This window comes from Labrys miyagiensis (assembly GCF_030160835.1).
Classification (GTDB): domain Bacteria; phylum Pseudomonadota; class Alphaproteobacteria; order Rhizobiales; family Labraceae; genus Labrys; species Labrys miyagiensis.
The window spans coordinates 51,064-76,738 of the sequence record NZ_BSPC01000011.1 but is presented as its reverse complement, the minus strand read 5'-3'; the positions used below and the strand labels follow the sequence as shown (position 1 = coordinate 76,738).

The following is a 25,675-nucleotide window of genomic DNA, read 5'->3' as shown; positions in this document are numbered from 1 at the left end:
CCTGACGAAAGAGGCGCAAACGGAGAACGGTCCCGTGTCTGCATCGCGTCGCTTTGCGCTGCGTTGCGCACGGGATGACCCACCATCTCCCTCACAGCAGCCGCCCCTGCCCTGGCACCAGCAGCATGGCAAAGTACGGCGCGCCGGTGAAATCAGCCGGCGGCAGCGGCAGGATCTTTTCGCCCGCCATGGTGCCGCGCTCGACATAGACGGTGCGGGCGGCGAGGCCGAGCTCTTCCAGCACCTCGCGCACCTTGGCGAAGTGGCGGCCGAGTTTCATGATCACGGCCGCGTCGGCGAGTTCGAGATGGCGCTTCAGCGCCTCGCGCCCCAGTGTCGCCGGCAGCACGGTGAGGATATCGTCGCCATAGGTGATCGGCGTGCCCGCCCGGGTCCAGCAGCCCGCCATGCCGGAGACGCCGGCCACCACCTCCGTCTCATAGGAGGAAGACAGGCGATGGAAGATCGGCATGAACGAGCCGTAGAAGAAGGGATCCCCCTCCGACACCACCACGACATCGCGCCCCGCGTCGAGATGGGCGGACAGACGCGCGGTGGAAGCGTCGTAGAAGCTGGTCAGCGCAGTTCGATAGGCCGGATCGGAGGCGGCGACCTCCGTCGTCATCGGATAGGCAAGCTGCTCCTCGATCACGTCGTCGGCGAGGAAGCCCTCGATGATGGTGCGGCTATGGCCACGGTTGCCCAGCTTGCAGAAATAGGCGACGACCGGCGCCGAGCGTAGGAGCCGCGCCGCTTTCAGCGTCATCAGCTCGGGATCGCCGGGGCCGACCCCGACACCGTAGAGACGGCCGGCGCTCATTCGATTTCGCTCGCCAGCGCGTTGATCGCCGCCGCCGTCATGGCGCTGCCGCCCTTGCGCCCCTGCACGATCAGCCAGGGCACCTGGCCCCAGGCACGGAGATCGTGCTTGGATTCGGCAGCGCCGACAAAGCCGACGGGAACGCCGAGGATGGCGGCAGGCTTGGACGCGCCTTTGTCGATCATGTCCATTAGGTGGTAGAGTGCGGTCGGCGCATTGCCGATGGCGACCAGGGCGCCACCGAGGTGCTTGCGCCACAACTCCATGGCCGCCGCGCTGCGGGTATTGCCGATTTCCCTGGCGATATCAGGCGTGCGCGGATCGTCCAGCGTGCAGATCACCGGGTTGTCCGCAGGCAGGCGGGCGCGGGTGACGCCGTTGGCAACCATCTTGGAATCGCACAGGATCGGGGCGCCAGCCCGCAGCGCAGCGCGGGCGGCCGAAACGAGGTCGGCCGACATCTCGACATCGCCGGCGACCTCCACCATGCCGCAGGCATGGATGATGCGCACGACGACGGGCGCCTGCTCCGCCGTGAAGCGCGACAGGTCGCTCTCGGCCCGGATCATCGCGAAGGAGCGGCGATAGATCTCGGCACCGTCACGGATATAGTCGCGTTCAGACATGGGACTTGCTCTTGGAACTGTTCAGTTGCGGGTTCTTGGCCAGGAACGCCGCTATTTCGTCTACTTCCATCGCCGGCCAGGAGCTCGCCGCCTTGCTGTCGGCCTCGAAAGCCACAGCGTAGCGCCCCGCCTCCCCCACCAGCACGATCGAGGCCGGCGCCCGCCGCGCGCAGCCCTTGGCACAGCCTGAGACGTGCACGGAAGCTCCCGCCTGAATGAAAGGCGCCAACGCGGGCGCGAGCCTCGCAGCATCGACCTGCGCCGGAGCCTCGCCGGATAGACAAGAAGGACTGCCGGGGCAAGCGGCAATGGCAAGGCGGGGGTCCGAGGGGTCGCTGACGAGACCGAGGGCGGCGATGTTGTCCCCAAGCTCAGGGGGTGGGGTGGTGTTCGAGGCGAGCAGGATGGCTCGCCAGGGCGTGAGGCGGAGTTCGAGGTTGTGGGCTTGCGCGAGTGTGGCAAAACCTTCGAGCTGGCGTGCATCGAGCCGGCCGAAGGGAGCCGCAGCGGCAAAGAAGGTGTCATACTTGCCAGCGAGGTGCGACTCGCCTCCCCCACGAAGCTGGGGGAGGTGGCCGAACGGAGTGAGGTCGGAGGGGGGGTGGTCCGCTTGCGATGGAACCTCCGGATAAGGCGGGGCCAAGCTTGGCTGAGCCCTGTCCGTAGAGGTCTCCCTAGCGGACCACACCCCACCCCTGCCCCTCCCCAGCTTCGTGGGGAGGGCCCGCGCCTCGGCTGGCAGGCGTCTCACCACGTCCCGCATGCGACGTTCTTCAGGTTGACGCGTTTGCAGGAACTGCTCTGCGACCTCTAACGCCGCTTCAACTGCCTCGCCCTTCGAAACCGGCCCGACTTCCGTCACATCGGCCGTCAGCCTGAAAGCATCCGCACTCACCGCCCGCAACCCGATATCCGCCTCGATCCCCTCCAGCGGCAACACCCCGCCGCCGTCGACCAGAAAGCCAAACTTGGGCGGTAGCGCATGAAAGCGCTCGTCCCCGGTCAGCCGCCGCTCCAGCTCCACCACTAACGGGCTCACATCGATCAGCGCCGTCTCGTCCAGCCCCGCCAGCGGGCTCGCCAGCACGTTGCGCACCTGCTCCGCCGCCGCGCTGTCATCCAGCACGCCAAGCTCCGACAAGCGATCAAGCAGCGGCTGCAGCGTCTCATCCCGCACGCCGCGAAGCTGCAGATTGGCGCGCGCTGTCAGGTCGAACAGGCCGTTGCCATGCTCCCTCGCCGCCTGCGCTAGCGCCGCCGCCAGCGCCGGCGACAATCGTCCGCCGGTCAGTCGCACGCGCACGAGCAGGCCGTCGCCGGTGCGCATCGGCTTGAGGGCGCCTGGGCACCACCCCTTGCGCTGCCCGCTCATGCCGCGTCGTCCAGGAGCTGGCTGGCGGAATTGCGCCGGGGCTGCCAAAGGCCGCGGCGGATTGCTTCTGCAAGGCGCGCGCGGATGGCGCGGCCAGCCGCCGGATTGTGCTTTTCGAGAAAGGCGCCGACCTCGGCGTCCTCGACATAGGCCTCGTGCATGCGGTCGAAGGCGGCGTTGGTGACGACGCCGGCCGTGGCGGAGAAGGCGAAGAGCGAGTCCATGGCGTTCGCCATCTCGGCGGCGCCGGCATAGCCATGCGCCATCATGCCGTCGATCCAGCGCCGGCTGGCTGCGCGGCCATGCACGAGGCGGCCGACCTCCTCGCCGAGGCTGCGCAGCTTCGGCGCCTGCGGATTGCTGAGATCGGCGTGGTAGAGCGCGGCCTTGGCGCCGAGCGCTTCCAGCGCCGCGGCGAAGCCGCCCTGATGCGCGGCGAAGGTGACATCATCGAGAATGTCGATCTCGCGATGATCCTGACCATGCACATGGGCATCGGCGCTGGCGACGCGCGCAGCAAAATCGGCGGGGGCGGCATCGCCGTCCAAGCCGGCGCCATAGGCATGGGCGCTGGCGGCGAGATAATCGCGGCCGAGATCGGCGCGGGTCTCCCAGGCGCCGCGGGCGATGCGGTCGGTGATGCCGGCGCCATAGGCGGAGGGCGCGGCGCCGAAGATGCGTAGCGGGCGTTCACCACTGGCGCGGGCTGCTTCGGCCAGCGGGTTCCACTCTGGCGTCTCATCCAGCGCGGCGACCGCCCGTACGACCTCGTCGAACAGAGCGATCTGCTGGGCGAAGACATCGCGGAACAGGCCGGAGATGCGCAGGGTGACGTCGACGCGCGGCCGGTCGAGCCTGGCTTGCGGCAGGATCTCGAAGCCGGAGACGCGGTTGGAACCGTTGTCCCAGATCGGCCTGACGCCGAGCAGGGCCAGAGCCTGGGCGAGATCATCGCCTCCCGTGCGCATGGTGGCCGAGCCCCAGAGGTCGAGCACGATGCGGCGGGGATGGTCGCCGTGATCTTGCCGGAAGCGCTGCACTAGGGCATCGGCCGCACGCGATCCAATCGCATAGGCGGCGCGGGTGGGGATGGCGCGCGGATCGAGCGTGGTGAGGTTGCGCCCGGTGGGCAACACGTCCGCCCGGCCCCTTGTCGGCGCGCCGGCCGGACCCGGCCGGACGAAGCGGCCGTCGAGCCCGGCGATCAGGCCCGTCATCTCGGCCTCGCCGCAGCGATCGAGCCGGGCCGCCAGCACCGGGCGCTCGGCTTCGCCGCTGGCTGCGGCCAGGACATCGAGGAGGTGGCCGGACTCCGCCGGCGCCTGCCCGAAGACATGCAGGCCGTCGCGGATCTGCAACTCCTTGACGTCGCAGAGGAAGGCATCGAGGCGGGCGAGCGTCTCCTCTTCGCCGAGATCGGGGGCGATACCGCATTCGGCGGCGAGGCCGCCATCTTGCGCCTTCTCGATGATCTCGCGGCGCAGATAGCCCATGCGGCGCGGGTCGAGTCCGTCGGCGCTGGCATATTCGTCGATCAGCCGCTCCACTTCGATCGCGGCGCCCGAGAGCCCGGCCTCGCGCAAGGGTGGCGTGAGGTGGCCGATGGTCACGGCGCCGAGCCGGCGCTTGGCCTGCGCCGCCTCGCCGGGATTGTTGACGATGAAGGGATAGAGCACCGGCAGAGGACCGGCCGCCAGTTCCGGGAAGCACGCCGCCGAGAGGGCGGCGGCCTTGCCGGGCAGCCACTCCAGCGTGCCATGGGTGCCGAGATGGATCATCGCATCCATGCCGAAGCTCTCGCGCAGCCAGAGATAGAAGGCGAGATAGGCATGGCGCGGCGGCAGGTCTGGCGAATGGTGATCGCCCTTGCGGTCGAGGGCCGAGCCACGTTCCGGCTGGATGGCGATGGCGACATGGCCGCAGGTGAGGCCGGCAAAGGTGAAGGTGTTGTCGACGCAGAGGGGATCGGTGGCAGGATCGCCCCAGTGCGTGAGGAGCTTTTCGCGGATGGCTTGCGGGAGGGCGTCGAGCCACGTGCGATAGGCCTGGAGGGAAAGGCGCAGGCTCGGTGTGCCGGTCTTCAGACCGGCATCTTCTTCGCCGTCGCGGGCATGCCGGTCTGAAGACCGGCACACCGAAACCGTGCCCTTATCTAAGCCGGCATCGTTTCCAAGAGCAGGCGAGACGCCTGCGGTCCCGGGAATCGGCTCCAGCCGCTGGAGCAGTTCCGCCCCGTCCTTCGGACGATCTGCGATCACATAGCCCTCTGCCTCCAGCCGGTCGAGGATCGCCAGCGTCGAGGCCGGGGCGTCCAGCCCGACGGCATGGGCAAGACGCCCGTCCGCGCCGGGATAGTTGGAGAGCACCAGGCCGAGCCGACGCTCCGCCCGCGGCTTGGCGGCGAGGTGGGCCCAGGCTGCGGCCTTGGCGGCCACGGCGGCGATGCGCTCCACATGCGGCTGATGCGCCAGATGCGAGAAGGCGCCGGCCTGCCGCTCGGCCTTGAAGGAGATCACGCCGGCGCTGAGGCGGCCGTCGAGTTCGGGCAAGGCCACATGCATGGCGAGATCGCCGGCCGAAAGGCCGCGGCTGGATGCCTCCCAGGCCTCCTCGGCAGAGGAGGAGGTGATGACCTGCAGCACGGGGCAATCGGCGACGTCGAGCGGCGAGGCGCCGTCGTCGTCGAGCGCGGAGAAGGCGGTGGCATTAAGGATGACGGTGGGCTTCAAGGCCTTGAGCTGCTCGCGCACCCAGGCGCCGGTCTCGGCGTCCTTGAGGGAGCCGACATAGAGGGCGGTGGGGGCGAGACCTTGGGCTTCCAGGGCCTCTGTGAGGGCGGTGATGGGGGCGGTGTCCGCGGAGAGCAGGATCGAGCGGTAGAACAGGATGACGGCTGGGAGCGCGGACATCTTGTCCGCATCTTCCTTCCCGAGTAGCGACTCGTTTCCAAGATGCGGACAAGATGTCCGCGCTCCCAGCATGCCAAACTTCGGCACCGCGACCGGCTCGTCCGGCTCGCCGTAATCCAGCCCACCCAGCCGCGCGGCATAAAGCAGCGACGCCCGCACATTCGTCACCCCGCCCTCGCGCCAATAGCGCGCCAGCGTCTCCAGCACCTCTGCCGGCACGGTGGAGAGCGCGGCGAGCCGGCCATCCGGCCTGGCATCGCCGGGAATCAGCGCCAGCGCGATGCCTTGCGCGCGAGCAGCGGACGCCAGTTCCTCGACGCCATAACGCCAGTAATCCATGCCGCCGAGCAGCCGCACGACGATGGCCTTCGCGTGCCTCGCCGTGTTCTCGACATAGAGATCCACCGACATCGGGTGGCGCAGTCTCTGCAGGGGCGCGAGGCGTAGATCCTCGAGCCCGGAAGCTGCCGCCAGAGCGAGGTCGCTATCGGTCAGCGAGGCAAAGACGATCGGCCCGGGCGCCTGGCCCAGATCGATGGCCGCCTCGCTGGCATCGAGCGAACGCGTATCGGCAGGCAGCAGATGCATCAGGCCTCCAATGCCAGGCGGATGGCGCCCTGGTCGATGCCCTTCTCGCCAATGATGACGAGGCGGCTGGCGCGGGCCTCGCCCGGTGCCCAGGCGCGGTCGAAATGCTGCGAGAAGCGGGCGCCGACGCCCTGCACCAGCAGGCGCATCGGCTTGCCTTCAACCGCGACGAAGCCCTTGATGCGCAGGATGTCATGGGTCTCGGCGGCGGCCTTCAGCCTGCGGACCAGCGCGTCGGCTTCGAGGATGGCGGGCAGGTCAACAATGAAGGTGTCGAAATCGTCGTGATCATGCTCCTCCTCGTGGTCGTGATGCGAGGGGCGTGCTTCGAGGTCGCTCTCCGCCGCCGCCCCGATGCCGAGCAGCACCGCCGCATCGATGCGGCCTTCTGAGGTGCGCACCACCTTCACCGCGCGCGGCACGGTCTTCTCGATATCCTTCTCGACGCTGTCGGCCTCGACCGCCGACATCAGATCGGCCTTGTTCAGCACCACGAGGTCGGCGCAGAGGAGTTGGTCCTCATAGACCTCCTCCAGCGGATTGTCGTGGTCGAGCGAGGCATCGCCCTCGGCCTGGCGCTTGAGCTCCTCGGGATCATCGGCAAAGCGGCCGGCAGCGACGGCGGCACCATCGACCACGGCGATCACGCCATCAACAGTGACGCGCGAGCGGATCGCCGGCCAGTTGAAGGCCTTCACCAGGGGCTTGGGCAGCGCCAGGCCGGAGGTCTCGATGACGATATGCTCGGGCGCATTGGGCCGGGCGAGCAGGGTTTCGAGCGCCGGCACGAAATCATCCGCCACGGTGCAGCAGATGCAGCCATTGGCGAGTTCGACGATCGCGTCCTCCGGGCAGCTCTCGATACCGCAGGATTTCAGGATGTCGCCATCGACGCCGACATCGCCGAACTCGTTGACGATCAGAGCGAGCCTGCGGCCATTGGCGGTGGCGAGGAGGTTGCGGATCAGCGTCGTCTTGCCGGCGCCGAGGAAGCCGGTGACGATGGTGCAGGGAACCTTGCTGTGCGCGTTCATTCGGCGGCGTCCTTGAGAGGTTGGATGGGAGGGATGCGCGCGATCATGCTGCGCTTGAAAGGTTCGGGGCGGCCGCGCCAGGGCATCAGGCCATCCGTCGAATGAGCGAGGAGCCTGGCGCCGGTGACGACATCCGGCCCGCTCTCGGCCGTGAGATCGCCGAAGACATAGGTCCAGCTGCCCTGGGCCGACAGCGCCACGGTGCAGGAGCGCTTGCAATTGCCGAGGCATTCGACCGGCTGGAGTGTCATGCCATCCGGGAGGAGCCCGACAAGGGCATCGCGCAGGCGAGAACCCTGGCGCGGCGCCTCGGGATCATCGCCTTCGCGCCGGCAGGTCACGCACACATGCACCAGGACTGGCAGCGGAGTTTCTTGCATCGGCCCCATTCATGCCGCCGGAACGGCTGCGGGGCGCCGGAAGCGACGGCAAGGCCGGCGATCTTCCAAAAAAGGGACCGATGGCCGCGGCGCCCCGCCCGGACCGGTGTATTGCCTGCGAACGGCAGGTCTCCTGGCTCACGGCTCACCGCGCTCCGCCGCCTTCCCGGTTTCCCAGTGGCCTGTGGCAGGGCGCTCGCCGCTTACAGTTGCGGGGGCAGCCTCGGCTTTGGGACAAGGCCCGCACCGCATTCCCTCTTCTCTCTCGACGAGAGAGACCGTTCGCGCATGACATAAGGGCCGCGCGAGCCGGCTTGTCAATGTTCCCGCTTCCATCACTGCCGCAAAATCCGGCATAAGATCAGCGAATAGCTCTCAAGCATCGAGGCTGCCATGGCCGACGAGACGCCCTCCCCGCCGCCGACGCCTGTTGTCGAGCCGCCGAAGCGGATAGACTCCACCTTCCGCAATGGCTCGGTGACGGCCATCGGCGTGGTGCTCGCCTTCTCGCTCGGCTTCCTCAACAACTGGGCTTCCCAACCGGGCAACTGGATACCCGAGGACCTCGCTGCCGTGATCCTCATCGCTGTCGGCATCTTTTTCCAGATCTGGTCGATGGCGGGCATGCTGTCCGTCTCCTCCCTCGAGGAGCCGATCTACCAGCGCCTCGTCCGAATCTTCCTGATCGGCCTCACTCTGGTATCCGTCGGCGTGCTGGTGGCCATTAGCGGTGACGCCCTCGGCTACAGCAGGCTCCTGCTCAAGCACTGACCCTCTTCCCTATCATCAGAAAGCTCCCGACCGCGTGCATCCCTCCCAGCTCGACGACCTGCGGCGTGCCCAGAACCTGCTGACCATCGAGGAGGTCGTCCGGCTGATCGAGGCCGGCAATCGCATCTACGATCCCTATTCGGCGCTGATCTCGGCAAGGGCCCAAATCGGCGGCGGGAACACGATCTTTCCCTGCGTCTACCTCCTCTGCGAGGCGGCGGGTGAACTCACCATCGGTGACCGCAATATCTTCCACACCAACACGCTGGTGGAGGCCTCGCTCGGTGCCATCGTCATCGGTTCCGGCAACCAGTTCGGCGAGGGCGGTTTCACGGCGAAGGCGAATCGGCCCGGCGCTCATATTCTTATCGGCGACACGGGGCGCTACCAGAACGGCGCGGCGGTGTTCGGCGAGAGTGAGCTCGGCTCGGGCAGCCAGTTGCTCGGCGCCATCACGGTCGACAGTTGCAGGCTCGAGGCCGGCGACACCTTCCGCGATCCGGATCCGGACCTGCGGGCCGGCCTGCTCAAGGGGTCGGGCGTCGCCCGCAACATCACGGTGCCCAGGGGCAAGGTGATCCTCGGCGTCGGCACTTTCTCGGCGGAGAAGATCCAGCCGCAGTCGGATTTTCATCCCAAGCGCTGAACCGGTACGGCACTTTGCCGGCTTTGGAAACGCGGAAATCACGACGCGCTCCCCGCCGATAACGATGACTCACGTCTGCGTTACCCTGCCGTTCAGCCCCCTCGGATGCTGCTAATCTGGCCTCCTCGCAATCGCCCAACAGAAGGCCAACGCCGATGGGCCCGGTCTTCTGCCGCGCATCAGCCGCTGAAAGGCCTGCTTATGGTTGCCCTTATTGTAAATAATATTTCGCATCGGCTCGATATTGAGCCCGAAACCCCTCTGCTTTGGGTCCTCCGCGACGAACTCGGCCTCACCGGCACGAAGTTCGGCTGCGGCATCGCCCAATGCGGCGCCTGTACCGTGCATGTCGAAGGCGCCGCCATACGCTCCTGCCAGACCCAGGTCGGCGACGTGGATGGCGCCCACATCACTACCATCGAGGGCCTATCGCCCGACGGCAAGCATCCGGTGCAGCAGGCCTGGCTGGCCGAGGACGTGCCGCAATGCGGCTATTGCCAGTCCGGCCAGATCATGGCCGCCGCCGCCTTCCTCAAGGACACGCCGCACCCGAGCGACGAGGACATCGATAATTCCATCACCAATATCTGCCGTTGCGGCACCTATCCGCGCATCCGCGCCGCCATCCATCGCGCCGCCGACATGATGAAGGGGTAGGACCATGAACGCCATTGACAAGAACCTCGCGATCCTGAACCGCCGCCGCTTCCTTTCGATCTCGCTCACTGCCGCCGGCGGTCTGATGATCGGCGGCATCATTCCGCAAGCCACCCAGGCGCTGGTCATCGACAGGCAACCCTGGGACGAGAACAAGGCGGGCGAGGAGATCAACGCCTGGATCATGGTCGAGCCCGACGACACCGTGATCATCCGCGTCGCCCAATCGGAAATGGGCGAGGGCATCTTCACCTCACTGCCAATGATCGTGGCAGAGGAACTCGGCTGCGACTGGGCCGAGGTGAAGGCCGAATATGCGTCCGCCAGCCGGAACCTGCGCGAGAACAACGTCTACAAGCGCATGGGCACCGGCGGCTCGGGCGCAGTCCGGCGGTCGCGCGAGTTCCTGCAAGCGGCCGGCGCCAATGCCCGCGTGCGCCTGGTGCAGGCGGCGGCCGCGCGCTGGAACGTTTCGCCCGAGAGCTGCAGCGTCGACAATGGCAAGGTGATGCACCAGGCCAGCGGCAGGAACCTGCGCTATGGCGAGCTTGCGGCCGAGGCTGCCAAGGTTACGCTCGCCGGCGATCCCGCCATCAAGACGCCGGACCAGTTCACCCTGATCGGCAAGCCTGTGGCCCGTCTCGATACGCCGCCCAAGCTCGTCGGCGCCGCCAAGTTCGGCATCGATATCCGCCTGCCCGACATGGTCTATGCCGCCGCGGCCACCTGCCCCGTCTTCGGTGGCACGGTGAAGTCCTATGACGAGAGCGCCATCAAGGGCCGCCGCGGCGTCATCGCCGTGGTGCCGATCGAGGGCGGTGTCGCCGTGGTCGCCGACCGCTTCTGGCGCGCCAAGGAAGCCCTCGCCAATCTGCCGATCGTCTGGGATGAGGGGCCTGCCGCCAGCACCACCTCCAAGCAGTTCGACGCCGACTATATCGCGGCGCTCGACGGGCCGGCCGTCACCGCCAAGAAGGAGGGCGATGTCGACGCCGGGCTCAGCGCCGGCAAGCGCGTCGATGCCCTCTACCAGGCGCCGCATCTCGCCCACGCCCCGATGGAGCCGCTCAACTGTACGGCCCATGTCACCGAGGGCAAGGTCGAGATCTGGATGGGCACGCAGAACCCCGACATGGCCCTGCAGCTCGCCGCCAAGGCCGCAGGCGTGCCGCCAAGTGAGGTCGAGATCCACAACTGCTTCCTCGGCGGCGGCTTCGGCCGGCGCGCGGTGAACGACGAACTCGTCCAGGCCGTGACCATCTCCAAGGTAGTCGGCAAGCCGGTGAAGCTGGTCTGGACCCGCGAGGACGACATGCGGCACGACCGCTATCGCCCCCAGGCCGCCATCCGCTTCCAGGCCGCGCTCGGTACGGACGGCCTGCCCACGGCGATGCATATGCGCACCGCCGTCGGCTCGATCCAGCGCTCGCTCGGCTTGGGCAAGGTGGAGAACGGCGTCGAGCCCTCGGCCGTGGAGGGCCTCGCCAACATGCCCTACCGCTCTCCGGCGACGCAGGTCGACTGCATCCTCAAGAACACCCATGTGCCGGTGATGTTCTGGCGCTCGGTCGGGTCCTCGCAGAACGCCTTCGCCCTGGAAGGCTTCATCGACGAGCTGGCGCAGGCGGCGGGCATGGACGGCTATCGCTATCGGCGCAAGCTCCTGGAGGGCAAGCCGGACTTCCTCGCCGTGCTCGACACGCTGGCCAAGAAGAGCGACTGGGACAAGCCGCTGCCCAAGGGGGCCGGGCGCGGCATCGCCATCCATGAATCCTTCGGCACCATCGTCGGCGAAGTGGTCGAGCTTACCGTCAGCCCGAAGGGCGAGGTGAAGGTCGACCGCGTGGTGGCGGCGGTGGATTGCGGCCATGTCGTCAACCCGCTCACGGCGGTGATGCAGATCGAAAGTGCGGTGGTCTACGGCCTTTCGGCCGCCCTGTTCGGCGAGATCACCATCGACAAGGGCGCGGTGGTGCAGGGCAATTTCGACGACTACGAGGTCGCTCGCCTCGCCGACACGCCGAAGATCGAGACGCATCTGGTGCTGAGTGGCGGCACCAAATGGGGCGGCATCGGCGAGCCCGGCACCCCGCCGATCGCCCCTGCCGTTTGCAACGCCATCTTCAACGCCACCGGCAAGCGCATCCGCGCCTTGCCGATCAAGAATGTGGACCTGTCGAGCGGGGCGTGACTGGGGGCGTCTCCCTGGGAGCGCGGACTTCCAGTCCGCTCTTGAAACGATGAGTTGGTAGGAAGGAGCGGCGCCTCCTTTCGGTTTCCTCGACCGAAGCGGGCACCGCCCTCTTCGTTTGCGTCTGTGGTTCAAGAGCGGACTGGAAGTCCGCGCTCCCGGGCTTGCCATCCGCCGCCAAACCCGCCACACAGGCCCCATGACTTCCCCTCGTCTTAGGACTTCCCCTCGCCTCACCTTTGTCCTCGGCGGCGCCCGTTCCGGGAAGAGCCGCCATGCCGAGGCGCTGATCTCGGCCCATCCTGCGCCCTGGACCTATATCGCCACCGCCCAGGCCTTCGACGAGGAGATGCGCGACCGCATCGCCGATCATCAGGCGCGGCGCGATGAGAGCTGGCGCACCGTGGATGCCCCACTCGCTCTGCCCGAGGCGATCAGTGCGGCCAAGGGGCCGATCCTTGTCGACTGCCTCACCCTCTGGCTCACCAATCTCATGCTGGGCAAGCATGCCCTGCAGCCCGCCTTCGCGAGACTTGCCGAGGCACTCGCTTCCACCCCGGGCCCGGTGGTGCTGGTCTCCAACGAGGTCGGCCTGTCCATCGTGCCAGACAATGCCCTCGCCCGCGCCTTCCGGGACGAGCAGGGACGGCTCAATCAACAGATCGCAGCGCTTGCCGACCGCGTCGTCTTCATGGTGGCGGGCCTGCCCATGGTGGTGAAATGACGGACGATGAAGCACGCCACAAGGCGAAGATGGAAAAGCGCAAGGCGGTGCAGGACGCCGAGGTCGCTTCCAAGACGATCACCGAAAAAGGCCTGTTGATCGTCAACACCGGCCCAGGCAAGGGCAAGTCGACCGCCGCTTTCGGCCTGATCATGCGTGCGCTCGGCCATGGCTGGCGTGTCGGCGTGGTGCAGTTCATCAAGGGGGCCTGGTCCACCGGCGAGCGCAAAGCGCTGGAGCGCTTCGACGATCTCGTCAGCTGGAAGAGCATGGGCGAGGGCTTCACCTGGGAAACGCAGGACCGCGCCCGCGACATCGCCGCGGCCGGCCGCGCCTGGGAGGCGGCCAAGGACATGCTGGCCGATCCCGGCATGCGCCTGGTGGTGCTCGACGAGATCAACATCGCCCTGCGCTACGATTATCTCGACCTCGCCGAGGTGGTGGCCACCCTCAAGGCGCGCCGCCCGGACCTGCATGTCATCGTCACCGGCCGCAATGCCAAGCCGGAGATGATCGAGGCGGCCGATCTGGTGACGGAGATGACGCTGGTGAAGCACCATTTCGCCGCCGGGGTGAAGGCGCAGGAAGGCATCGAGTTTTAGAGCGAAGAGCGCGACGCAAGCCTCTGCATTTCATGTTAGCGTCTATGGAGAAGCATCCTCCCCCCGGCAGCAGACTTCTTCCAATCCGCGCATGGTCAAAAGCGAGCGGAAAGCCTATCTCACACTGAGAAAAGGAACCCATCCATGTCGACCGAACCGCTCCATCCCCTCGACCCCGCTCCCCAGCCCGTTTCTGCCGGCGTGAAGATCGGCCATGTCCATCTCAAGGTCGCCGATCTCGACCGGGCGCTCGGCTTCTATGTCGGCGTGCTCGGCTTCGACGTGATGGCGCGCTATGGCTCGCAGGCCGCCTTCCTCTCGGCCGGGGGCTACCACCACCATCTCGGCCTCAACACCTGGGAGAGCAAGGGCGGCTCGCCCCCACCGCCCGGCTCGACCGGCCTCTACCACACCGCCATCCTCTATCCGACGCGTGCGGCGCTCGCCGATGCGCTGCGCCGCGTGCTGGCCGCCGGCATCGAGCTCGACGGCGCCAGCGACCACGGCGTCAGCGAGGCGCTCTATCTGCGCGATCCCGACCAGAACGGCGTGGAGCTCTACTGGGACCGGCCGCAGGAGGATTGGCCTCGGGCCGAGGACGGCAAGCTGGCGATGTATACGCGGCGGCTGGATGTGCCGGGGCTGTTGAAGGCGTAACCTGGGAGCGCGGACATCCTGTCCGCTCTTGAAACAAAGCGGCTTGGGATAAGACACTGCCCGTTTTGGTTTGCTCAATTCAATTTCGTTGCAGCCCTATCCTTCAGCGGCGCGTTTCAAGAGCGGACGAGACGTCCGCGCTCCCAGCGCTACTCCGCCGCCTCGATCTTCGCCGCCTCGTCCGCCTCGATATGGCCCGAACGGATGCGGATCATGCGGTCGCAGCGGGCGGCGAGGCCGAGGTCGTGCGTCACCAGCACCAGCGTGGCGCCGCGCTCGCGCTTGAGGCGGAACATCAGCTCGACGATGCTGGTGCCCGTGCCCTCGTCGAGATTGCCGGTGGGTTCGTCCGCGATCAGGATTGCCGGTTCCGGTGCAAGCGCCCGGGCGAGAGCCACGCGCTGCTGTTCGCCGCCCGACAATTGCGCCGGATAGTGCGCCGTGCGCGCACCGAGGCCGACCGCCTCCAGTTCAGCCCGCGCCTTGTCGAAGGCATCGCGCCGGCCGGCCAGTTCCAGCGGCACGGCGACATTTTCCAGCGCCGTCATGGTCGGGATGAGGTGGAAGGACTGGAAGACCACGCCGATATGCCGGCCGCGGAAACGGGCCAGGCCATCCTCGTTGAGCGTGCCGAGATCCTGGCCGGCGACGCGCACCGTGCCGCTGTCCGGCCGCTCCAGTCCACCCAGGGTCATCAGCAGCGTCGATTTGCCAGAGCCCGAGGGTCCGACAAGGCCGACGGCCTCCCCCTGCCTTATTTTCAGCGTAACGCCCTTGAGAATGTGAACGCGCGCCGCGCCGGTGCCGAGGCTGAGATGGACATCGGTGAGGTCGACAGCGTCATTCATGATAGGGGTGCTTGCAGGAATTTGGGGCACTCGAAAGGTTTTCCGTGGTTCGTCTTCGCATCTACGCATCGATTGTGGCAATTCTCACGTTCCTTGTCAGCGGCTTCGCGGCCCGCGCCGAGCCGCCGCACCTGGTGGCGCTGGGCGACAGCCTGACGGCTGGCCTCGGCCTCGAAGCCCAGAATGCCTATCCGGCCAAGCTTCAGGCGGCGCTCGCCAGGCAAGGTATCGATGTGGCGATCGACAATGCCGGCGTCTCCGGCGATACCACCGATGGCGGCCTTGCCCGCCTCGACTGGTCGGTGCCCGACGGCACCAAGGGCGTGCTGCTGGAACTCGGCGCCAACGACATGCTGCGCGGCATGGATCCGGGCCAGGCCCGCGCCAATCTCGACCAGATCCTGGTCCAGCTCAAGCAACGCAATATCCCCGTGCTGCTGCTGGGCATGCGCGCCGCCCCCAATCTCGGCGCCGACTACCAGAAGACGTTCGACGCGATCTATCCCGACCTCGCCGCGAAATATCAGGTGCCGCTCTATCCCTTCTTCCTCGACGGCGTCGCCGGCACGCCGAAACTCAACCAGGCCGACGGCATGCATCCGACGGCCGATGGGGTGGACGTGATCGTCGGCAGGCTCACGCCGGTGGTGGCGGGATTCGTGAAGGGGCTGAAATAGGCTGGGAGCGCTGGCTTTCCAGCCAGCTCTTCAGAACGCGACGTTTGGGGCAAGGGTGGCCGGCTGGAAAGCCGGCGGTCCCAGCCTACACTACCACCCGTACCGGCTTGTCGATCACCTGCAGCACGCGTGCGAGGTCATGGCCGCGCTTGAGGATCATCCCCGTGGGCGCCAGTACGCTGTAGGCGCCCTGGCGCTGGGCCAGCGCGGGGTCCTTGACGATGCGGTAGAGCGGCATTTCGGATGCGCGGCGGAAGATCGAGAACACCGCCTTGTCGCGCAGGAAGTCGATGGCATAGTCGCGCCATTCGCCATAGGAAACCATGCGACCATAGAGATTCATGATCTGGCGCAATTCGTGCCGGTCAAAGGCGATGGCTGGTGGATCGGGCCGTCGCGAAGCGGGAAAATACGCAATGTCTGCGCTTTCGCTTCGCGACACCTGCGATCCCGGCGGATCGGCCTCCGTCATGACGCCTCCTTTGTGGCGTGTCGTCATACCGTCATGTTTACGCCGATCGAGCGCATGTTCAAGCCACGATTTCGTTTTTGGGGGGACAAGTCGGGGGGCGGGTCTTCAGACCCGCCTGCCTGTTCTGCGAGGCTGCGTAGCAGGCGGGTCTGAAGACCCGCCCCCCGGGTCACCCCACCTTTGTACTGCCGTCGGCGGTCGCCAGCCGCCCATAGAGTTCCGGCCGGCGGTCGCGGAAGAGGCCCCAGGCCGCGCGTTCGGCCCGGATTGCCTCGAGATCGAAGCTGGCGGTCAGCACGACTTCGGCCGAGCGCCCGGCCTCGGCGACGAGCTCGCCATGCGGGCCGGCGATAAAGGAGGAGCCGTAGAAGGTGAGTTCGCGCTCCCCGAACCGCTCGATGCCGATGCGATTCGCCGCCATCACCGGCATGATGTTGGCGCCGGCATGGCCGCGCATCACAGTGCGCCAATGCTCCCTCGAATCATAGCCCGTGACGGGTTCCGAGCCGATCGCGGTGGGATAGAGGAGCGCATCCGCTCCCATCAGTGCCATGGAGCGCGCGGCTTCGGGGAACCATTGGTCCCAGCAGATGCCGACGCCGATGGTGCCATAGCGTGTCGGCCAGACCTTGAAGCCCGTATCGCCAGGCCGGAAATAGAACTTTTCTTCGTAGCCCGGCCCATCTGGGATATGGGACTTACGATAAAGGCCGAGCACCCCGCCATCGGCATCCACCATGACGAGGCTGTTGTAATAGGCTTGTCCCGCTTGTTCGAACAAGCTGACCGGCAGCACCACCTTGAGTTCGGCGGCGAGCTCGCGCATCGCATGGAGCGTGGCGTGTGACTTGTCGAGCGGCCGCGCCCTGGCGAAATGCTCGGCGCGCTCCTCCTGGCAGAAATAGAGGCCTTCGAAGAGTTCCTGCACCAGGACGACCTGCGCGCCCTGCCCTGCCGCCTCGCGCACCAGCCGCGCCGCGGCGGCGACGTTCTCGTCCACATTGTCCGAACAGGCGAACTGCACGACGCCGAAAGTTGTTGTCACCATCACGCGCCCTCGAAGCCGGTGAGCACGCCCACGGCGTTCACGGCGATCTCCGCCACAGCATAGCCGCCCTCCATGACGAAGAGAGTGGGCAGGCCCAGTTTGGCAATGCGGGCGCCGATCAGCGGATAATGCTCGGTCTTCAGCTTGAAGGCGCTGATCGGATCCTTCTCGAAGGTGTCGACGCCGAGCGAGACCAGCAGCACGTCCGGCTTGTAGGACGCGACCTTCCGGCAGCCCTCCTCGAGCGCCGCGCCCCAGGCATCGAAGCCGGTGCCGGCCGGCATGGGATAGTTGACGTTGAAGCCGTCCCCTTTACCAGCGCCCGTCTCGTCGGCATAGCCGAGGAAGAAGGGATATTCGTTGGCCGGATCGCCGTGCAGGTTGACCACCAGGACGTCGTCGCGCTCGTAGAAGATCTCCTGCGTGCCGTTGCCGTGATGGTAGTCGACGTCGAGGATAGCGACCTTGCCGGCGCCATGGTCGCGGAACCATTGCGCTGCCACCGCGGCATTGTTGATGAAGCAATAGCCGCCCATGAACGAGCTGCCGGCGTGATGGCCGGGCGGGCGGCAGAGGGCGAAGGCGGCCCGCTCGCCATCCTTCACCAGGCCGGCCGCCGTCAAGGCCACTTCATAGGAAGACTTGATGGCGTCCCAGGTGCCTTCCACGAAGGTGGCGCCGGCGTCGAAGGAATAATAGCCGAGCAGCGCCTCGATCGATTCGGGTGCCTTGTCGCCACGCAGGCCACGCGTCGGCCAGGTGAAGGGGATGGCGCTGCCCTCGCGTCCCGACGCCTTCCAGCGTGGATAGGCCTCGGGCAGGAAATCGATGAAATCGGCACGATGCACGCGTTTGGCGGCGTCGAGCGTGTGGGCAGCGGGCGAGAGCACCGGCCCTAGGCCGACCTCGTCGATGCGCGCCCGGATGAATTCAGCGCGCGAGGGCATCTCGAAAGCCGGCACGATGGCGCCCGCCACCAGCTCGACATTGCCGGCATGGCCCTTATGGCGCTCGGAATAGACGGATTTCATGGTGGGGATTTCCGGATGGGAGGGAGATGTCAGGAATTGTGATCACAAAGAGGAAGGTGAGGCAAGGGGCGCGACACCGCCTCCCCCACGAAGCTGGGGGAGGTGGCATTGCGAAGCAATGACGGAGGGGGTGTGGGCAGAAAATGGTGCGTGACGCGGTCTCGCTGAGTTCCATTTTTGCGCGCCCTATTCTGACCACACCCCCTCGGACCTCACTTCGTTCGGCCACCTCCCCCAGCTTCGTGGGGGAGGCTTAGGTCGCGCCATTCGGCTCCGCCCCCTACACCCGCTCCACCAGCATCACGCCCGCCGCCTTCATCGCAGCGATCCCGGCCGCGACCGAGCCGCCGAGGTCGATGCCGCGGCAGGCGCCGAGCACCACCACGGTTTCCAGGCCCAGCTTACGGGCATCCTCGGCCGAGAAGCGTACGCAGAAATCGGTGGCGAGGCCGACGCAGAAGATGCGCTTCAGGCCGCGCTCGGCGAGATAGCCGGCAAGGCCGGTGGGTGTCTTGCGGTCGTTCTCGAAAAAGGCCGAATAGCTGTCGATCTCAGGATTATAGCCCTTCCGGATGATCATCTGCGCCCGTGGCAGGTCGAGGCCCGGATGAAACGCGGCTCCCTGCGTGCCCTGGATGCAGTGATCGGGCCAGAGCGTCTGCTCGCCATAGGGCATGATGACGGTGGAGAACGGCGCCTTGCCGGGGTGGGTGGAGGCAAAGGAGGAATGGCCGGCGGGATGCCAGTCCTGCGTCAGCACGCAATGACCGAAATCGCCGGCCATGTGGTTGATGTCGGGCACCACGGAGTCGCCATCCGGCACGGCGAGCGCGCCGCCGGGGCAGAAATCGTTCTGCACGTCGATCACCAGCAGGAGGTCGTACTTGCCCGGCTTCATGAAAATCTCCAATTTTTCGCATTCTATCTTCAACAGCCCGCGCGGAAGATCAACTTGCCTTTGGAGCCAAGGCGTCTACACAGGAAAGAGGCGGCGGATCGCGACTCGCTGCCGGTAAAGGTGGGACCCCATGCGCCCAGATTTTTCCCCCTCAATCACCAGCAATATGCATAGCTATCTGCTGCACGGCCAACGCCTGACCGCGCCTTCCCTGCTGCCCGGGCTGCATGTGGTGGCGACGCCGATCGGCAATCTGAGCGACATCACCTTGCGCGCCTTGACGACGCTGGCGGCCGCCGATCTCATCGTCTGCGAGGATACGCGCGTCACCAGCCGCCTCACCAACCATTATGGCATCGACGCCCAGTTGCTGGCCTATAACGACCACAACGCGCCGCGCGTGCGCCCGCAGATCCTGGAGCGGCTGGCGAACGGACAGGGCGTCGCCCTCGTCTCCGATGCCGGCACGCCGATGGTCTCCGATCCCGGCTTCAAGCTGGTGCGCGAGGCGGTGGAGGCCGGCGTTCACGTCTATTCGGCTCCCGGCGCTTCCGCGGCGCTGGCAGCCCTCACCGTCGCGGGCCTGCCAACAGACCGCTTCTTCTTCGAGGGCTTCCTGCCCAACAAGGATGGCGCCCGCTCCAATCGCCTGGCCGAACTCAAATCGATCCCGGCGACGCTGATCTTCTACGAGAGCGGGCCGCGCCTCGCCGACAGCCTGGCTGCGATGGCGACGGCGCTGGGCGACCGGGCAGCCACCGTGGCGCGCGAGCTCACCAAGACCTTCGAGACCGTCTATCGCGGCACGCTGGTCTCGCTCGCCACCGATTTCGCCATCGCCGACGAGCCGAGGGGCGAGATCGTCGTGGTGGTGGGACCGCCGGTCGAGGAACCCGCCAGCGCCGACGACGTCGACGCCTCGCTCTCCACCGCGCTCGACACGCTTTCGGTCAAGGACGCGGCCGCCGCGGTCTCGGCCCGCCTGGGCCTGCCCAAGCGCGACGTCTATGCCCGCGCCGTCGAAATGGCCGCGGAGCGCCGCAGCAGGGTCTCTTGAGCAAGCTCGAACGCCAGGCCGCCTTCCGATACGGGCATGGCGCCGAGGCGAAGGCCGCCTGGCTGTTGCGCCTGAAATTCTACCGCATCCTCGCCCATCGCTTCAAAGTGCCGGGCGGCGAGATCGACCTCGTCGCCCTCAAGGGCGGCACGCTGGTGTTCGTCGAGGTGAAGGCGCGCGCCAGCCTCGCCGTGGCGCTGGAGTCCGTCACGCCAGCCCAGCAGCGCCGCATCGCCAACGCCGCCCGCGCCTGGCTCTCGCGCCATCCCGAGCACATCGCCCTCACCCAGCGTTTCGACGCCATCTATGTGGCGCCCGGGCGTTGGCCGGTGCATATCGTCAACAGTTTCGAAATCGATATTGGCTGAGCAGACTAGCTACAAAGCCTCGCAATAGCTGCAGATCGGCCTTGGATGAACCGATTCGGGGGCCTAAGGTCACGCTATAGAAGACTTCCCCGATTTCCCGCTGCCCCTCCGACCTCGCTGAAGCGAGGGCAGCACCGTGCCGTTTTCCCGAAGGACTTTTCCGTGTCGTCCGATCCGTCAGCCGCCGCCCTTTCCAAGCAGGAGGAGCGTGGCGACAATGCCCAGATCATTGCCACCGTCTTCATCACCTTTGTCGGCTTCCTGAGCATCGGCCTGCCCCTCGCGGTGTTACCGACCTATGTGCACATCACGCTGGGCTATTCCACCGTGATGGCCGGCTTCGCCATCTCGATCCAATATATCGCCACCGTGCTGACGCGGGCGCGGGTGGGCCAGATCGCCGACACCAGGGGGCCGAAGCCCACGGTGATCTGGGGCCTCCAAGCCGCTTTCGGCAGCGGCGCCCTGCTGTTGGCCTCGGCTTTGTGCGAAGGCGTGCCGGCTTTGGCGCTCGGCCTGTTGCTGGCGAGCCGCCTCTCGCTCGGCATCTGCGAGAGCCTGATCGGCACCGGCGCCATCGCCTGGGCCATCGGACGGGTCGGTCCGGAAAAGACCGCCCGCATCATCGCCTGGAACGGCATCTCAACCTATGGCGCCCTGGCGGTTGGGGCGCCGGCGGGCGTGGCGATCACCGGCCTGTTGGGCTTCGCCGGCATCGGCATTGCCGTGATGGTGCTGGCCATCCTCGGCCTCGCCCTTGCCTTGCCGAAGCCAGCCACGCCGATGACGGCTCGTGACAATCAGCTCAGCTTCCGTTCGGTGCTGTTGCGCGTGCTGCCGCACGGCACCGCCCTGGCCCTGGCAACGGCCGGTTTCGGCACCATCACAACCTTCGTCACCTTGTTCTATGCCGCGCGCCAGTGGGACGGCGCAGCCTATGCGCTCAGCGCCTTCGGCCTCGCCTTCATCGCTTGCCGCCTCATCCTCGCCGATACGATCAACCGCCGCGGCGGCTTTCCGGTGGCGATCGTCTCGCTGGTGATTCAGGTGGCGGGGCTGCTCGTGGTCTGGGCGTCCATGGGCCCGATGATGGGCATCGGCGGTGCCGCGGTGACGGGGTTCGGCTTCAGCCTGGTCTTCCCGGCCATCGGCGTCGAGGCGGTGAGCCGGGTGCCGTCAGCCAATCGCGGCTCGGCCCTGGGGCTCTATTCGATGTTCCTCGACGTCTCGCTCGGCATCACCGGCCCGGCGGCGGGCTGGATCTCGGGCCTGTTCAGCGAGGCGACACCCTTCCTGTTCGGCGCGATCGCCACGTTGCTGGGGCTCGCAATCACAGGGTGGCTGGCGCTGGAAAGACGACGTTAGCTGTTTTCCGCTACGTTGCTGAAATCCAGTCCACGCGACAATTTATGGCTGCGCTGAGTGGCCGGCCTGAAGGAGGCAGACCTTGCTGATGCTTCACGCACAGGCCGGACCATGGAACCCATGCATATGACCGATACGCCAGAGTGGCTCGCCCCGTCCCTCGACTATGTCTCTCGCTGGCTCGAGTACCAGATGCGTGTCCTCGAGCAGCCGGGCTGCACGATCGCGGTAACCTATCGCGGAAAGCTCAAGCTGGAGCACGCAATCGGCTTTGCCGACCAGGGGCTGAGCATTCCGCTCACGCCTCGCCACCGGTTTCGCGTCGCATCGCACTCGAAGAGCTTCACGGCAGCCGGGCTGATGAGACTTCGCGAGCAAGGACGCGTCACGCTTGAAGATCGAACGGGGCAATATGTCTCCGGCCTGCATCCGAAGATCGCATCGGCGACGATAGCCCAGTTGCTGTCCCACACCGCCGGTATCTTCCGCGATGGCATGGATGCGAACTATTGGGTGGACCGCGCTCCGTTCCCTGATGAAGCAGAGCTCGATCGCGATCTCGCATTGCCGCCGGCGATCGAGGCAGGGCTACGCCTCAAATACTCGAATCACGGATTTGCGCTTGCCGGGCGGGTGATCGAGGCTGTTACCGGCGAGAGCTGGGTGGACTGGATCGGGCGTGAGATCGTGGCAAAGGCAGGACTCACGGAAACCACTCCCGACGCGCCTTTGCCTGACGGTGCGCCGTTCGCCCGCGGGCATTCGAGCAGGACACTGCTCGGGAGACGCCTGGTCGTTCCAGGCGATCAATCGACAAACGCTTTCGCCCCGGCAACCGGATTCGTGGCGACGGCCGGCGATCTTGCGAAGTTCTTCGCACAGCTCTCGCCAGAGGCGGAGACCAGCATTCTGACAGCGGCAAGCCGGCGTGAAATGACCCGCGCGCAATGGCGCGATCCGCATGCGACGCTGGAAACGAGCTACGGCCTTGGCATGATCAGCGGCACATTGGACGGCTGGGAATGGTTTGGCCACGGTGGCGGGTTTCTGGGATACATCACGCGCACCGTGGTGGTCCCGAAACAGCACCTTGCCATCTCCGTCCTGACGAATGCCGTGGACGGTTCTGCGCATCCTTGGCTGGACGGCGCTCTGCGCATCATGAAGGCCTTCGCGACAGGTGGGGCTCCCAGCGCCCATCTCGCCGACTGGGCAGGACGCTGGTGGAGCGTTTGGGCCGCGGTCGATCTCGTGCCGATAGGACAGAAGGTGTTCGTAGCCTTGCCGGGCCTCCTCGACCCACTGGCAAAGACGGCGGAAATCGAGGTCAATGGAACGGACGAAGGTCGCATCGCGGAGGCAGGCGCCTTCGGCAGCTATGGAGAACCAGTTCGCCTGATACGCAATGATGCGGGGAAGGTGAGCACAGTCCGGCTCGGTGCAGGCACGCTGGTGCCAGAGGACGTGCTCGCGGCAGAGCTCCAGGCGCGTTACGATCTGCAGCGGCCGGAGACCGCCACCCCCATCAACGGCTCAGAACGCGGCTGAGCCAATCGGCGATAGGCCGGCCAGTCGAGCGCGGGACCTCGGCCGTCGTCACGGGCTCCGTCGCCACGGGCTGGTCATCAGGCGCGCCATCCACCTGGGGTTGGGCAGCAATAACCTGGTCTTCCTGGGGCTCCTGGTGGACCCAGGGCTTGCCGGGCAGCGGGGTCGGCTGAACGCCCTTGTGCGCCACGCGCATGAAGCTGTTCCAGATTTCGGCCGGCAGGGTGCCGCCGGTGATGCGCTTGGTCGAGGTGCCATCGTCATTGCCGACCCAGACCGAGGTCACCATGTGGCTGGTGAAGCCGATGAACCAGGCGTCGCGATAATTCTGGCTGGTGCCGCTCTTGCCGGCCGCCTGCCAGCCCGGCAGGGCCGACTTGCGCGCCGTGCCGATGGTGAGCGTCTGGCTCATCATCGAATTCATCATGCCGACCTTGTCCGGGTCGATCACCGTGGCGTTCATCGGTGCCGGGCGCTGGTAGAGAACCTTGCCCTTATCGGTCTTGATGCGCTTGACCACATAGGGGATCACAAGACGCCCGCCATTGGCGAAGGTCGCATAGGCGGAGGTGATCTCGAATGGCGTGACTTCCGAGGTACCCAGGGCAATCGAGGGATTGGGCTCCAAATTGGAGACGATGCCAAGGCGATGCGCCACATTAACCACCGCCCTGGGGCCGACTTCGGCGCAGAGCCGCACCGCCACGGTGTTGAGCGATAGGGCGAGCGCCGTCGTCAGCGAAACGGGGCCGCGATACTCCTTGGAGAAGTCCTCCGGGCTCCAGCCAGCCAGGCTTACAGGCGCGTCGTCGCGCACCGTGTCGGGCGTATTGCCGTTCTCCAGCGCGGCGAGGTAGACGAAGGGCTTGAAGGTCGAACCGGGCTGGCGATAGGCTGAAATCACACGATTGAATTGACTGTCACCATAGGACCGCCCGCCGACCATGGCGCGCACGGCGCCATCCGGATCCATGGCCACCAGTGCCCCTTGCGAGACGTGCAGCTTGGCGCCGGATTTGTCGAGTGCCTGGCGCAATGAGGTTTCGGCGGTGTTCTGAAGCTTGGAATCGATGGTAGTCTCGACGACGACGTCGCTGTCGAGCGGGCCGGTGAGGTCATCAAGGAGACCATAGACCCAGTCCGCCGGGTAGTTGCCGGACGATTCGGACGCGAATTTTGACACCTTTACCGGCGTCGCGAGTGCGTCTTTCTCCTGTTGAGGCGTGATTACCTTGGTATCGACCATGGCGTCGAGCACGAGCTGCGCGCGCTGACGTGCACGATCCGGATATTTATTGGGCGCGAGCGAAGACGGTGCCTTCATCAGACCGGCCAACGTTGCCGCTTCCATGACGTTGAGGCTCTTGGCCGGCTTGTGGAAATAGCGTTGCGCCGCCGCCTCGATGCCATAGGCTCCCGCGCCGAAGTAGACGCGGTTGATGTACATTTCAAGGATCTGGTCCTTGGTGTATTTCCGCTCGAGTTCGACGGCGAGGATGGCTTCCTGGATCTTGCGGCCAAGGCTGCGCTCTGGCGTCAGGAAGATGTTCTTGGCGAGTTGCTGGGTCAACGTCGAGCCGCCCTGCGTCGCCCGATGGGTCGTCAGATAAACGAAGGCCGCGCGACCAAGCCCATACGGGTCGACACCGAAATGCGAATAAAAGCGGCGGTCTTCAATGGCGACGAAGGCCTGTGGAACGTAACTGGGCAGATCCTTGATCGAAATCGCTGCCCCGCCCATGTCGCCACGATTAGCGAGCACACTGCCGTCGGCCGACACGATCTGTACATTGGGCGCGCGGGGCGGCACGGCGAGATTCTGATAGGGCGGCAGGTGGGCGGCATACCAGGCGACAACGCCGCCGACGCCGAGCAGGCCCCACATACACAACACGAAAGACCAATAGACCAGCCGATACAGCATCGAGCGGCGGCGCTTGGGACGGCGGCCCTTGCCACCCGAACCACCGCCACCGCCACGACGTGAGGGGGTGTCTCCACGACCGGAGGAACCGCCGCCGAACAGGCCCCAACCCCCACCCTTGGCGCGCGCGCTCTTGGCGCGAACCGGCGCCCGGTTGCGCTGCTCCAGGGGCGCGGGCGCGGGTCGATCTTCACGGGTAACGCGGAAATCGTCATCGCCCGGACCGGGCTCATCGCCTTTTTCCGGCTCGAAACGCGGCTCAACCCGTTCAATCATGCGCCGCTGCCCCTGCGCCATACCTGCCTTCCAAAACTCACGAAATCCAACCAGTTCTAAGCGCTTCGGGTTAAGCAACAGCTACCGGTGCGCGCAACCACTTCGCTTTCGGCTGCGCGCGCGGCGCAAACAAGGCGTCAATCCGTCATTGTCATGGCGGATACCACCAACCACGGCGTGCAGCCA

At 66.4% G+C, this 25,675-nt stretch carries 24 protein-coding genes and 1 riboswitch; of the genes, 12 read left to right on the top strand and 12 right to left on the bottom strand.

Annotation, left to right across the window (positions count from 1 at the left end):
• Nucleotides 1–91: 91 nt before the first annotated feature.
• Genes QQL24_RS06805 through QQL24_RS06780 form a run of 6 tightly spaced genes read right to left on the bottom strand, consistent with a single transcriptional unit; the run spans nucleotide 92 to nucleotide 7,729 of the window.
• Entirely contained in the window at nucleotides 92–820 is a 729-nt protein-coding gene (locus QQL24_RS06805) for a precorrin-2 C(20)-methyltransferase (RefSeq protein WP_284311152.1), read from the bottom strand.
• Entirely contained in the window at nucleotides 817–1,446 is a 630-nt protein-coding gene (locus QQL24_RS06800; protein ID WP_284311151.1) for a precorrin-8X methylmutase, read from the bottom strand. The genes QQL24_RS06805 and QQL24_RS06800 overlap by 4 nt, the downstream gene beginning before the upstream one ends.
• Nucleotides 1,439–2,818 (bottom strand): precorrin-3B synthase, encoded by a 1,380-nt coding sequence (cobG, locus tag QQL24_RS06795; RefSeq protein WP_284311150.1) that lies wholly within the window; start codon nucleotides 2,816–2,818, stop codon nucleotides 1,439–1,441. Before cobG ends, QQL24_RS06800 begins: the two co-directional genes overlap by 8 nt.
• Entirely contained in the window at nucleotides 2,815–6,315 is a 3,501-nt protein-coding gene (gene cobN, locus QQL24_RS06790; RefSeq protein ID WP_284311149.1) for a cobaltochelatase subunit CobN, read from the bottom strand. Before cobN ends, cobG begins: the two co-directional genes overlap by 4 nt.
• The gene (cobW, locus tag QQL24_RS06785) at nucleotides 6,315–7,349 is read right to left on the bottom strand and encodes a cobalamin biosynthesis protein CobW (RefSeq protein ID WP_284311148.1); all 1,035 of its coding nucleotides are present in this window, start codon (nucleotides 7,347–7,349) and stop codon (nucleotides 6,315–6,317) included. Before cobW ends, cobN begins: the two co-directional genes overlap by 1 nt.
• Entirely contained in the window at nucleotides 7,346–7,729 is a 384-nt protein-coding gene (locus QQL24_RS06780) for a DUF1636 family protein (RefSeq protein WP_284311147.1), read from the bottom strand. The genes cobW and QQL24_RS06780 overlap by 4 nt, the downstream gene beginning before the upstream one ends.
• A gap of 106 nt (nucleotides 7,730–7,835) precedes the next feature.
• Nucleotides 7,836–8,027, bottom strand: a riboswitch (cobalamin riboswitch).
• A gap of 95 nt (nucleotides 8,028–8,122) precedes the next feature.
• On the opposite strand from QQL24_RS06780, the gene QQL24_RS06775 reads away from it, so the two are divergent.
• From QQL24_RS06775 to QQL24_RS06745, 7 genes are all read left to right on the top strand, one after another.
• Nucleotides 8,123–8,500, top strand: a complete 378-nt coding sequence (locus QQL24_RS06775) for a hypothetical protein (RefSeq protein ID WP_284311146.1) — start codon at nucleotides 8,123–8,125, stop codon at nucleotides 8,498–8,500.
• Nucleotides 8,501–8,534: 34 nt separating this feature from the next.
• Nucleotides 8,535–9,146, top strand: coding sequence for an AraC family transcriptional regulator (locus QQL24_RS06770; protein WP_284311145.1), 612 nt, complete (start codon nucleotides 8,535–8,537; stop codon nucleotides 9,144–9,146).
• 201 nt (nucleotides 9,147–9,347) lie between these two features.
• Entirely contained in the window at nucleotides 9,348–9,803 is a 456-nt protein-coding gene (locus tag QQL24_RS06765; protein ID WP_284311144.1) for a (2Fe-2S)-binding protein, read from the top strand.
• A 4-nt stretch (nucleotides 9,804–9,807) separates the two neighbouring features.
• Nucleotides 9,808–11,994 (top strand): xanthine dehydrogenase family protein molybdopterin-binding subunit, encoded by a 2,187-nt coding sequence (locus QQL24_RS06760; RefSeq protein WP_284311143.1) that lies wholly within the window; start codon nucleotides 9,808–9,810, stop codon nucleotides 11,992–11,994.
• 199 nt (nucleotides 11,995–12,193) lie between these two features.
• On the top strand, nucleotides 12,194–12,718 hold the full coding sequence (gene cobU / locus QQL24_RS06755) for a bifunctional adenosylcobinamide kinase/adenosylcobinamide-phosphate guanylyltransferase (RefSeq protein WP_284311142.1): 525 nt from the start codon (nucleotides 12,194–12,196) through the stop codon (nucleotides 12,716–12,718).
• The gene (gene cobO / locus QQL24_RS06750; RefSeq protein WP_284311141.1) at nucleotides 12,715–13,320 is read left to right on the top strand and encodes a cob(I)yrinic acid a,c-diamide adenosyltransferase; all 606 of its coding nucleotides are present in this window, start codon (nucleotides 12,715–12,717) and stop codon (nucleotides 13,318–13,320) included. Before cobU ends, cobO begins: the two co-directional genes overlap by 4 nt.
• Nucleotides 13,321–13,464: 144 nt before the next feature.
• Entirely contained in the window at nucleotides 13,465–13,977 is a 513-nt protein-coding gene (locus tag QQL24_RS06745) for a VOC family protein (protein ID WP_284311140.1), read from the top strand.
• 149 nt (nucleotides 13,978–14,126) lie between these two features.
• Here the strand turns inward: QQL24_RS06745 and QQL24_RS06740 are convergent, their stop codons facing one another.
• Nucleotides 14,127–14,825, bottom strand: coding sequence for an ABC transporter ATP-binding protein (locus QQL24_RS06740; protein WP_284311139.1), 699 nt, complete (start codon nucleotides 14,823–14,825; stop codon nucleotides 14,127–14,129).
• Between the two features lie 71 nt (nucleotides 14,826–14,896).
• Here QQL24_RS06740 and QQL24_RS06735 point away from each other — a divergent pair, with 71 nt between their 5' ends.
• Nucleotides 14,897–15,502, top strand: coding sequence for an arylesterase (locus QQL24_RS06735; RefSeq protein ID WP_431310650.1), 606 nt, complete (start codon nucleotides 14,897–14,899; stop codon nucleotides 15,500–15,502).
• Between the two features lie 85 nt (nucleotides 15,503–15,587).
• Here QQL24_RS06735 and QQL24_RS06730 read toward each other — a convergent pair whose 3' ends face one another.
• The 4 genes from QQL24_RS06730 to pncA form a co-directional block, all read right to left on the bottom strand.
• Entirely contained in the window at nucleotides 15,588–15,974 is a 387-nt protein-coding gene (locus QQL24_RS06730; protein WP_284311137.1) for a DUF2794 domain-containing protein, read from the bottom strand.
• Nucleotides 15,975–16,143: 169 nt separating this feature from the next.
• Nucleotides 16,144–17,022 carry an N-carbamoylputrescine amidase gene (gene aguB / locus QQL24_RS06725; protein ID WP_284311136.1) on the bottom strand — a complete coding sequence of 293 codons (879 nt, stop codon included), beginning with the start codon at nucleotides 17,020–17,022 and terminating at the stop codon, nucleotides 16,144–16,146.
• Nucleotides 17,022–18,053, bottom strand: a complete 1,032-nt coding sequence (locus tag QQL24_RS06720) for a histone deacetylase family protein (RefSeq protein ID WP_284311135.1) — start codon at nucleotides 18,051–18,053, stop codon at nucleotides 17,022–17,024. Before QQL24_RS06720 ends, aguB begins: the two co-directional genes overlap by 1 nt.
• A 280-nt stretch (nucleotides 18,054–18,333) precedes the next feature.
• Nucleotides 18,334–18,951 carry a bifunctional nicotinamidase/pyrazinamidase gene (gene pncA / locus QQL24_RS06715; protein WP_284311134.1) on the bottom strand — a complete coding sequence of 206 codons (618 nt, stop codon included), beginning with the start codon at nucleotides 18,949–18,951 and terminating at the stop codon, nucleotides 18,334–18,336.
• 130 nt (nucleotides 18,952–19,081) lie between these two features.
• On the opposite strand from pncA, the gene rsmI reads away from it, so the two are divergent.
• The 4 genes from rsmI (at nucleotide 19,082) to QQL24_RS06695 (ending at nucleotide 23,289) form a co-directional block, all read left to right on the top strand.
• Entirely contained in the window at nucleotides 19,082–20,008 is a 927-nt protein-coding gene (gene rsmI, locus QQL24_RS06710) for a 16S rRNA (cytidine(1402)-2'-O)-methyltransferase (protein WP_431310646.1), read from the top strand.
• Nucleotides 20,005–20,376: a YraN family protein gene (locus tag QQL24_RS06705; RefSeq protein ID WP_284311133.1), complete on the top strand. Its 372-nt coding sequence runs from the start codon at nucleotides 20,005–20,007 to the stop codon at nucleotides 20,374–20,376. Before rsmI ends, QQL24_RS06705 begins: the two co-directional genes overlap by 4 nt.
• Nucleotides 20,377–20,538: 162 nt before the next feature.
• Nucleotides 20,539–21,741, top strand: a complete 1,203-nt coding sequence (locus tag QQL24_RS06700) for an MFS transporter (protein ID WP_284311132.1) — start codon at nucleotides 20,539–20,541, stop codon at nucleotides 21,739–21,741.
• 126 nt (nucleotides 21,742–21,867) lie between these two features.
• Nucleotides 21,868–23,289 carry a serine hydrolase domain-containing protein gene (locus QQL24_RS06695; protein WP_284311131.1) on the top strand — a complete coding sequence of 474 codons (1,422 nt, stop codon included), beginning with the start codon at nucleotides 21,868–21,870 and terminating at the stop codon, nucleotides 23,287–23,289.
• Here QQL24_RS06695 and QQL24_RS06690 read toward each other — a convergent pair.
• Entirely contained in the window at nucleotides 23,267–25,489 is a 2,223-nt protein-coding gene (locus QQL24_RS06690; protein WP_284311130.1) for a transglycosylase domain-containing protein, read from the bottom strand. The genes QQL24_RS06695 and QQL24_RS06690 overlap by 23 nt on opposite strands.
• Between the last annotated feature and the right edge of the window lie 186 nt (nucleotides 25,490–25,675).

Bases quoted from the DNA above. Each gene is read 5' to 3' on its own strand.
- QQL24_RS06805 (WP_284311152.1), bottom strand. From the start codon at position 820: ATGAGCGCCGGCCGTCTCTACGGTGTCGGGGTCGGCCCCGGCGATCCC.
- QQL24_RS06800 (WP_284311151.1), bottom strand. From the start codon at position 1,446: ATGTCTGAACGCGACTATATCCGTGACGGTGCCGAGATCTATCGCCGC.
- cobG (WP_284311150.1), bottom strand. From the start codon at position 2,818: ATGAGCGGGCAGCGCAAGGGGTGGTGCCCAGGCGCCCTCAAGCCGATG.
- cobN (WP_284311149.1), bottom strand. From the start codon at position 6,315: ATGCATCTGCTGCCTGCCGATACGCGTTCGCTCGATGCCAGCGAGGCG.
- cobW (WP_284311148.1), bottom strand. From the start codon at position 7,349: ATGAACGCGCACAGCAAGGTTCCCTGCACCATCGTCACCGGCTTCCTC.
- QQL24_RS06780 (WP_284311147.1), bottom strand. From the start codon at position 7,729: ATGCAAGAAACTCCGCTGCCAGTCCTGGTGCATGTGTGCGTGACCTGC.
- QQL24_RS06775 (WP_284311146.1), top strand. From the start codon at position 8,123: ATGGCCGACGAGACGCCCTCCCCGCCGCCGACGCCTGTTGTCGAGCCG.
- QQL24_RS06765 (WP_284311144.1), top strand. From the start codon at position 9,348: ATGGTTGCCCTTATTGTAAATAATATTTCGCATCGGCTCGATATTGAG.
- QQL24_RS06760 (WP_284311143.1), top strand. From the start codon at position 9,808: ATGAACGCCATTGACAAGAACCTCGCGATCCTGAACCGCCGCCGCTTC.
- cobU (WP_284311142.1), top strand. From the start codon at position 12,194: ATGACTTCCCCTCGTCTTAGGACTTCCCCTCGCCTCACCTTTGTCCTC.
- cobO (WP_284311141.1), top strand. From the start codon at position 12,715: ATGACGGACGATGAAGCACGCCACAAGGCGAAGATGGAAAAGCGCAAG.
- QQL24_RS06745 (WP_284311140.1), top strand. From the start codon at position 13,465: ATGTCGACCGAACCGCTCCATCCCCTCGACCCCGCTCCCCAGCCCGTT.
- QQL24_RS06740 (WP_284311139.1), bottom strand. From the start codon at position 14,825: ATGAATGACGCTGTCGACCTCACCGATGTCCATCTCAGCCTCGGCACC.
- QQL24_RS06730 (WP_284311137.1), bottom strand. From the start codon at position 15,974: ATGACGGAGGCCGATCCGCCGGGATCGCAGGTGTCGCGAAGCGAAAGC.
- aguB (WP_284311136.1), bottom strand. From the start codon at position 17,022: ATGGTGACAACAACTTTCGGCGTCGTGCAGTTCGCCTGTTCGGACAAT.
- QQL24_RS06720 (WP_284311135.1), bottom strand. From the start codon at position 18,053: ATGAAATCCGTCTATTCCGAGCGCCATAAGGGCCATGCCGGCAATGTC.
- pncA (WP_284311134.1), bottom strand. From the start codon at position 18,951: ATGAAGCCGGGCAAGTACGACCTCCTGCTGGTGATCGACGTGCAGAAC.
- rsmI (WP_431310646.1), top strand. From the start codon at position 19,082: ATGCGCCCAGATTTTTCCCCCTCAATCACCAGCAATATGCATAGCTAT.
- QQL24_RS06695 (WP_284311131.1), top strand. From the start codon at position 21,868: ATGACCGATACGCCAGAGTGGCTCGCCCCGTCCCTCGACTATGTCTCT.
- QQL24_RS06690 (WP_284311130.1), bottom strand. From the start codon at position 25,489: ATGATTGAACGGGTTGAGCCGCGTTTCGAGCCGGAAAAAGGCGATGAG.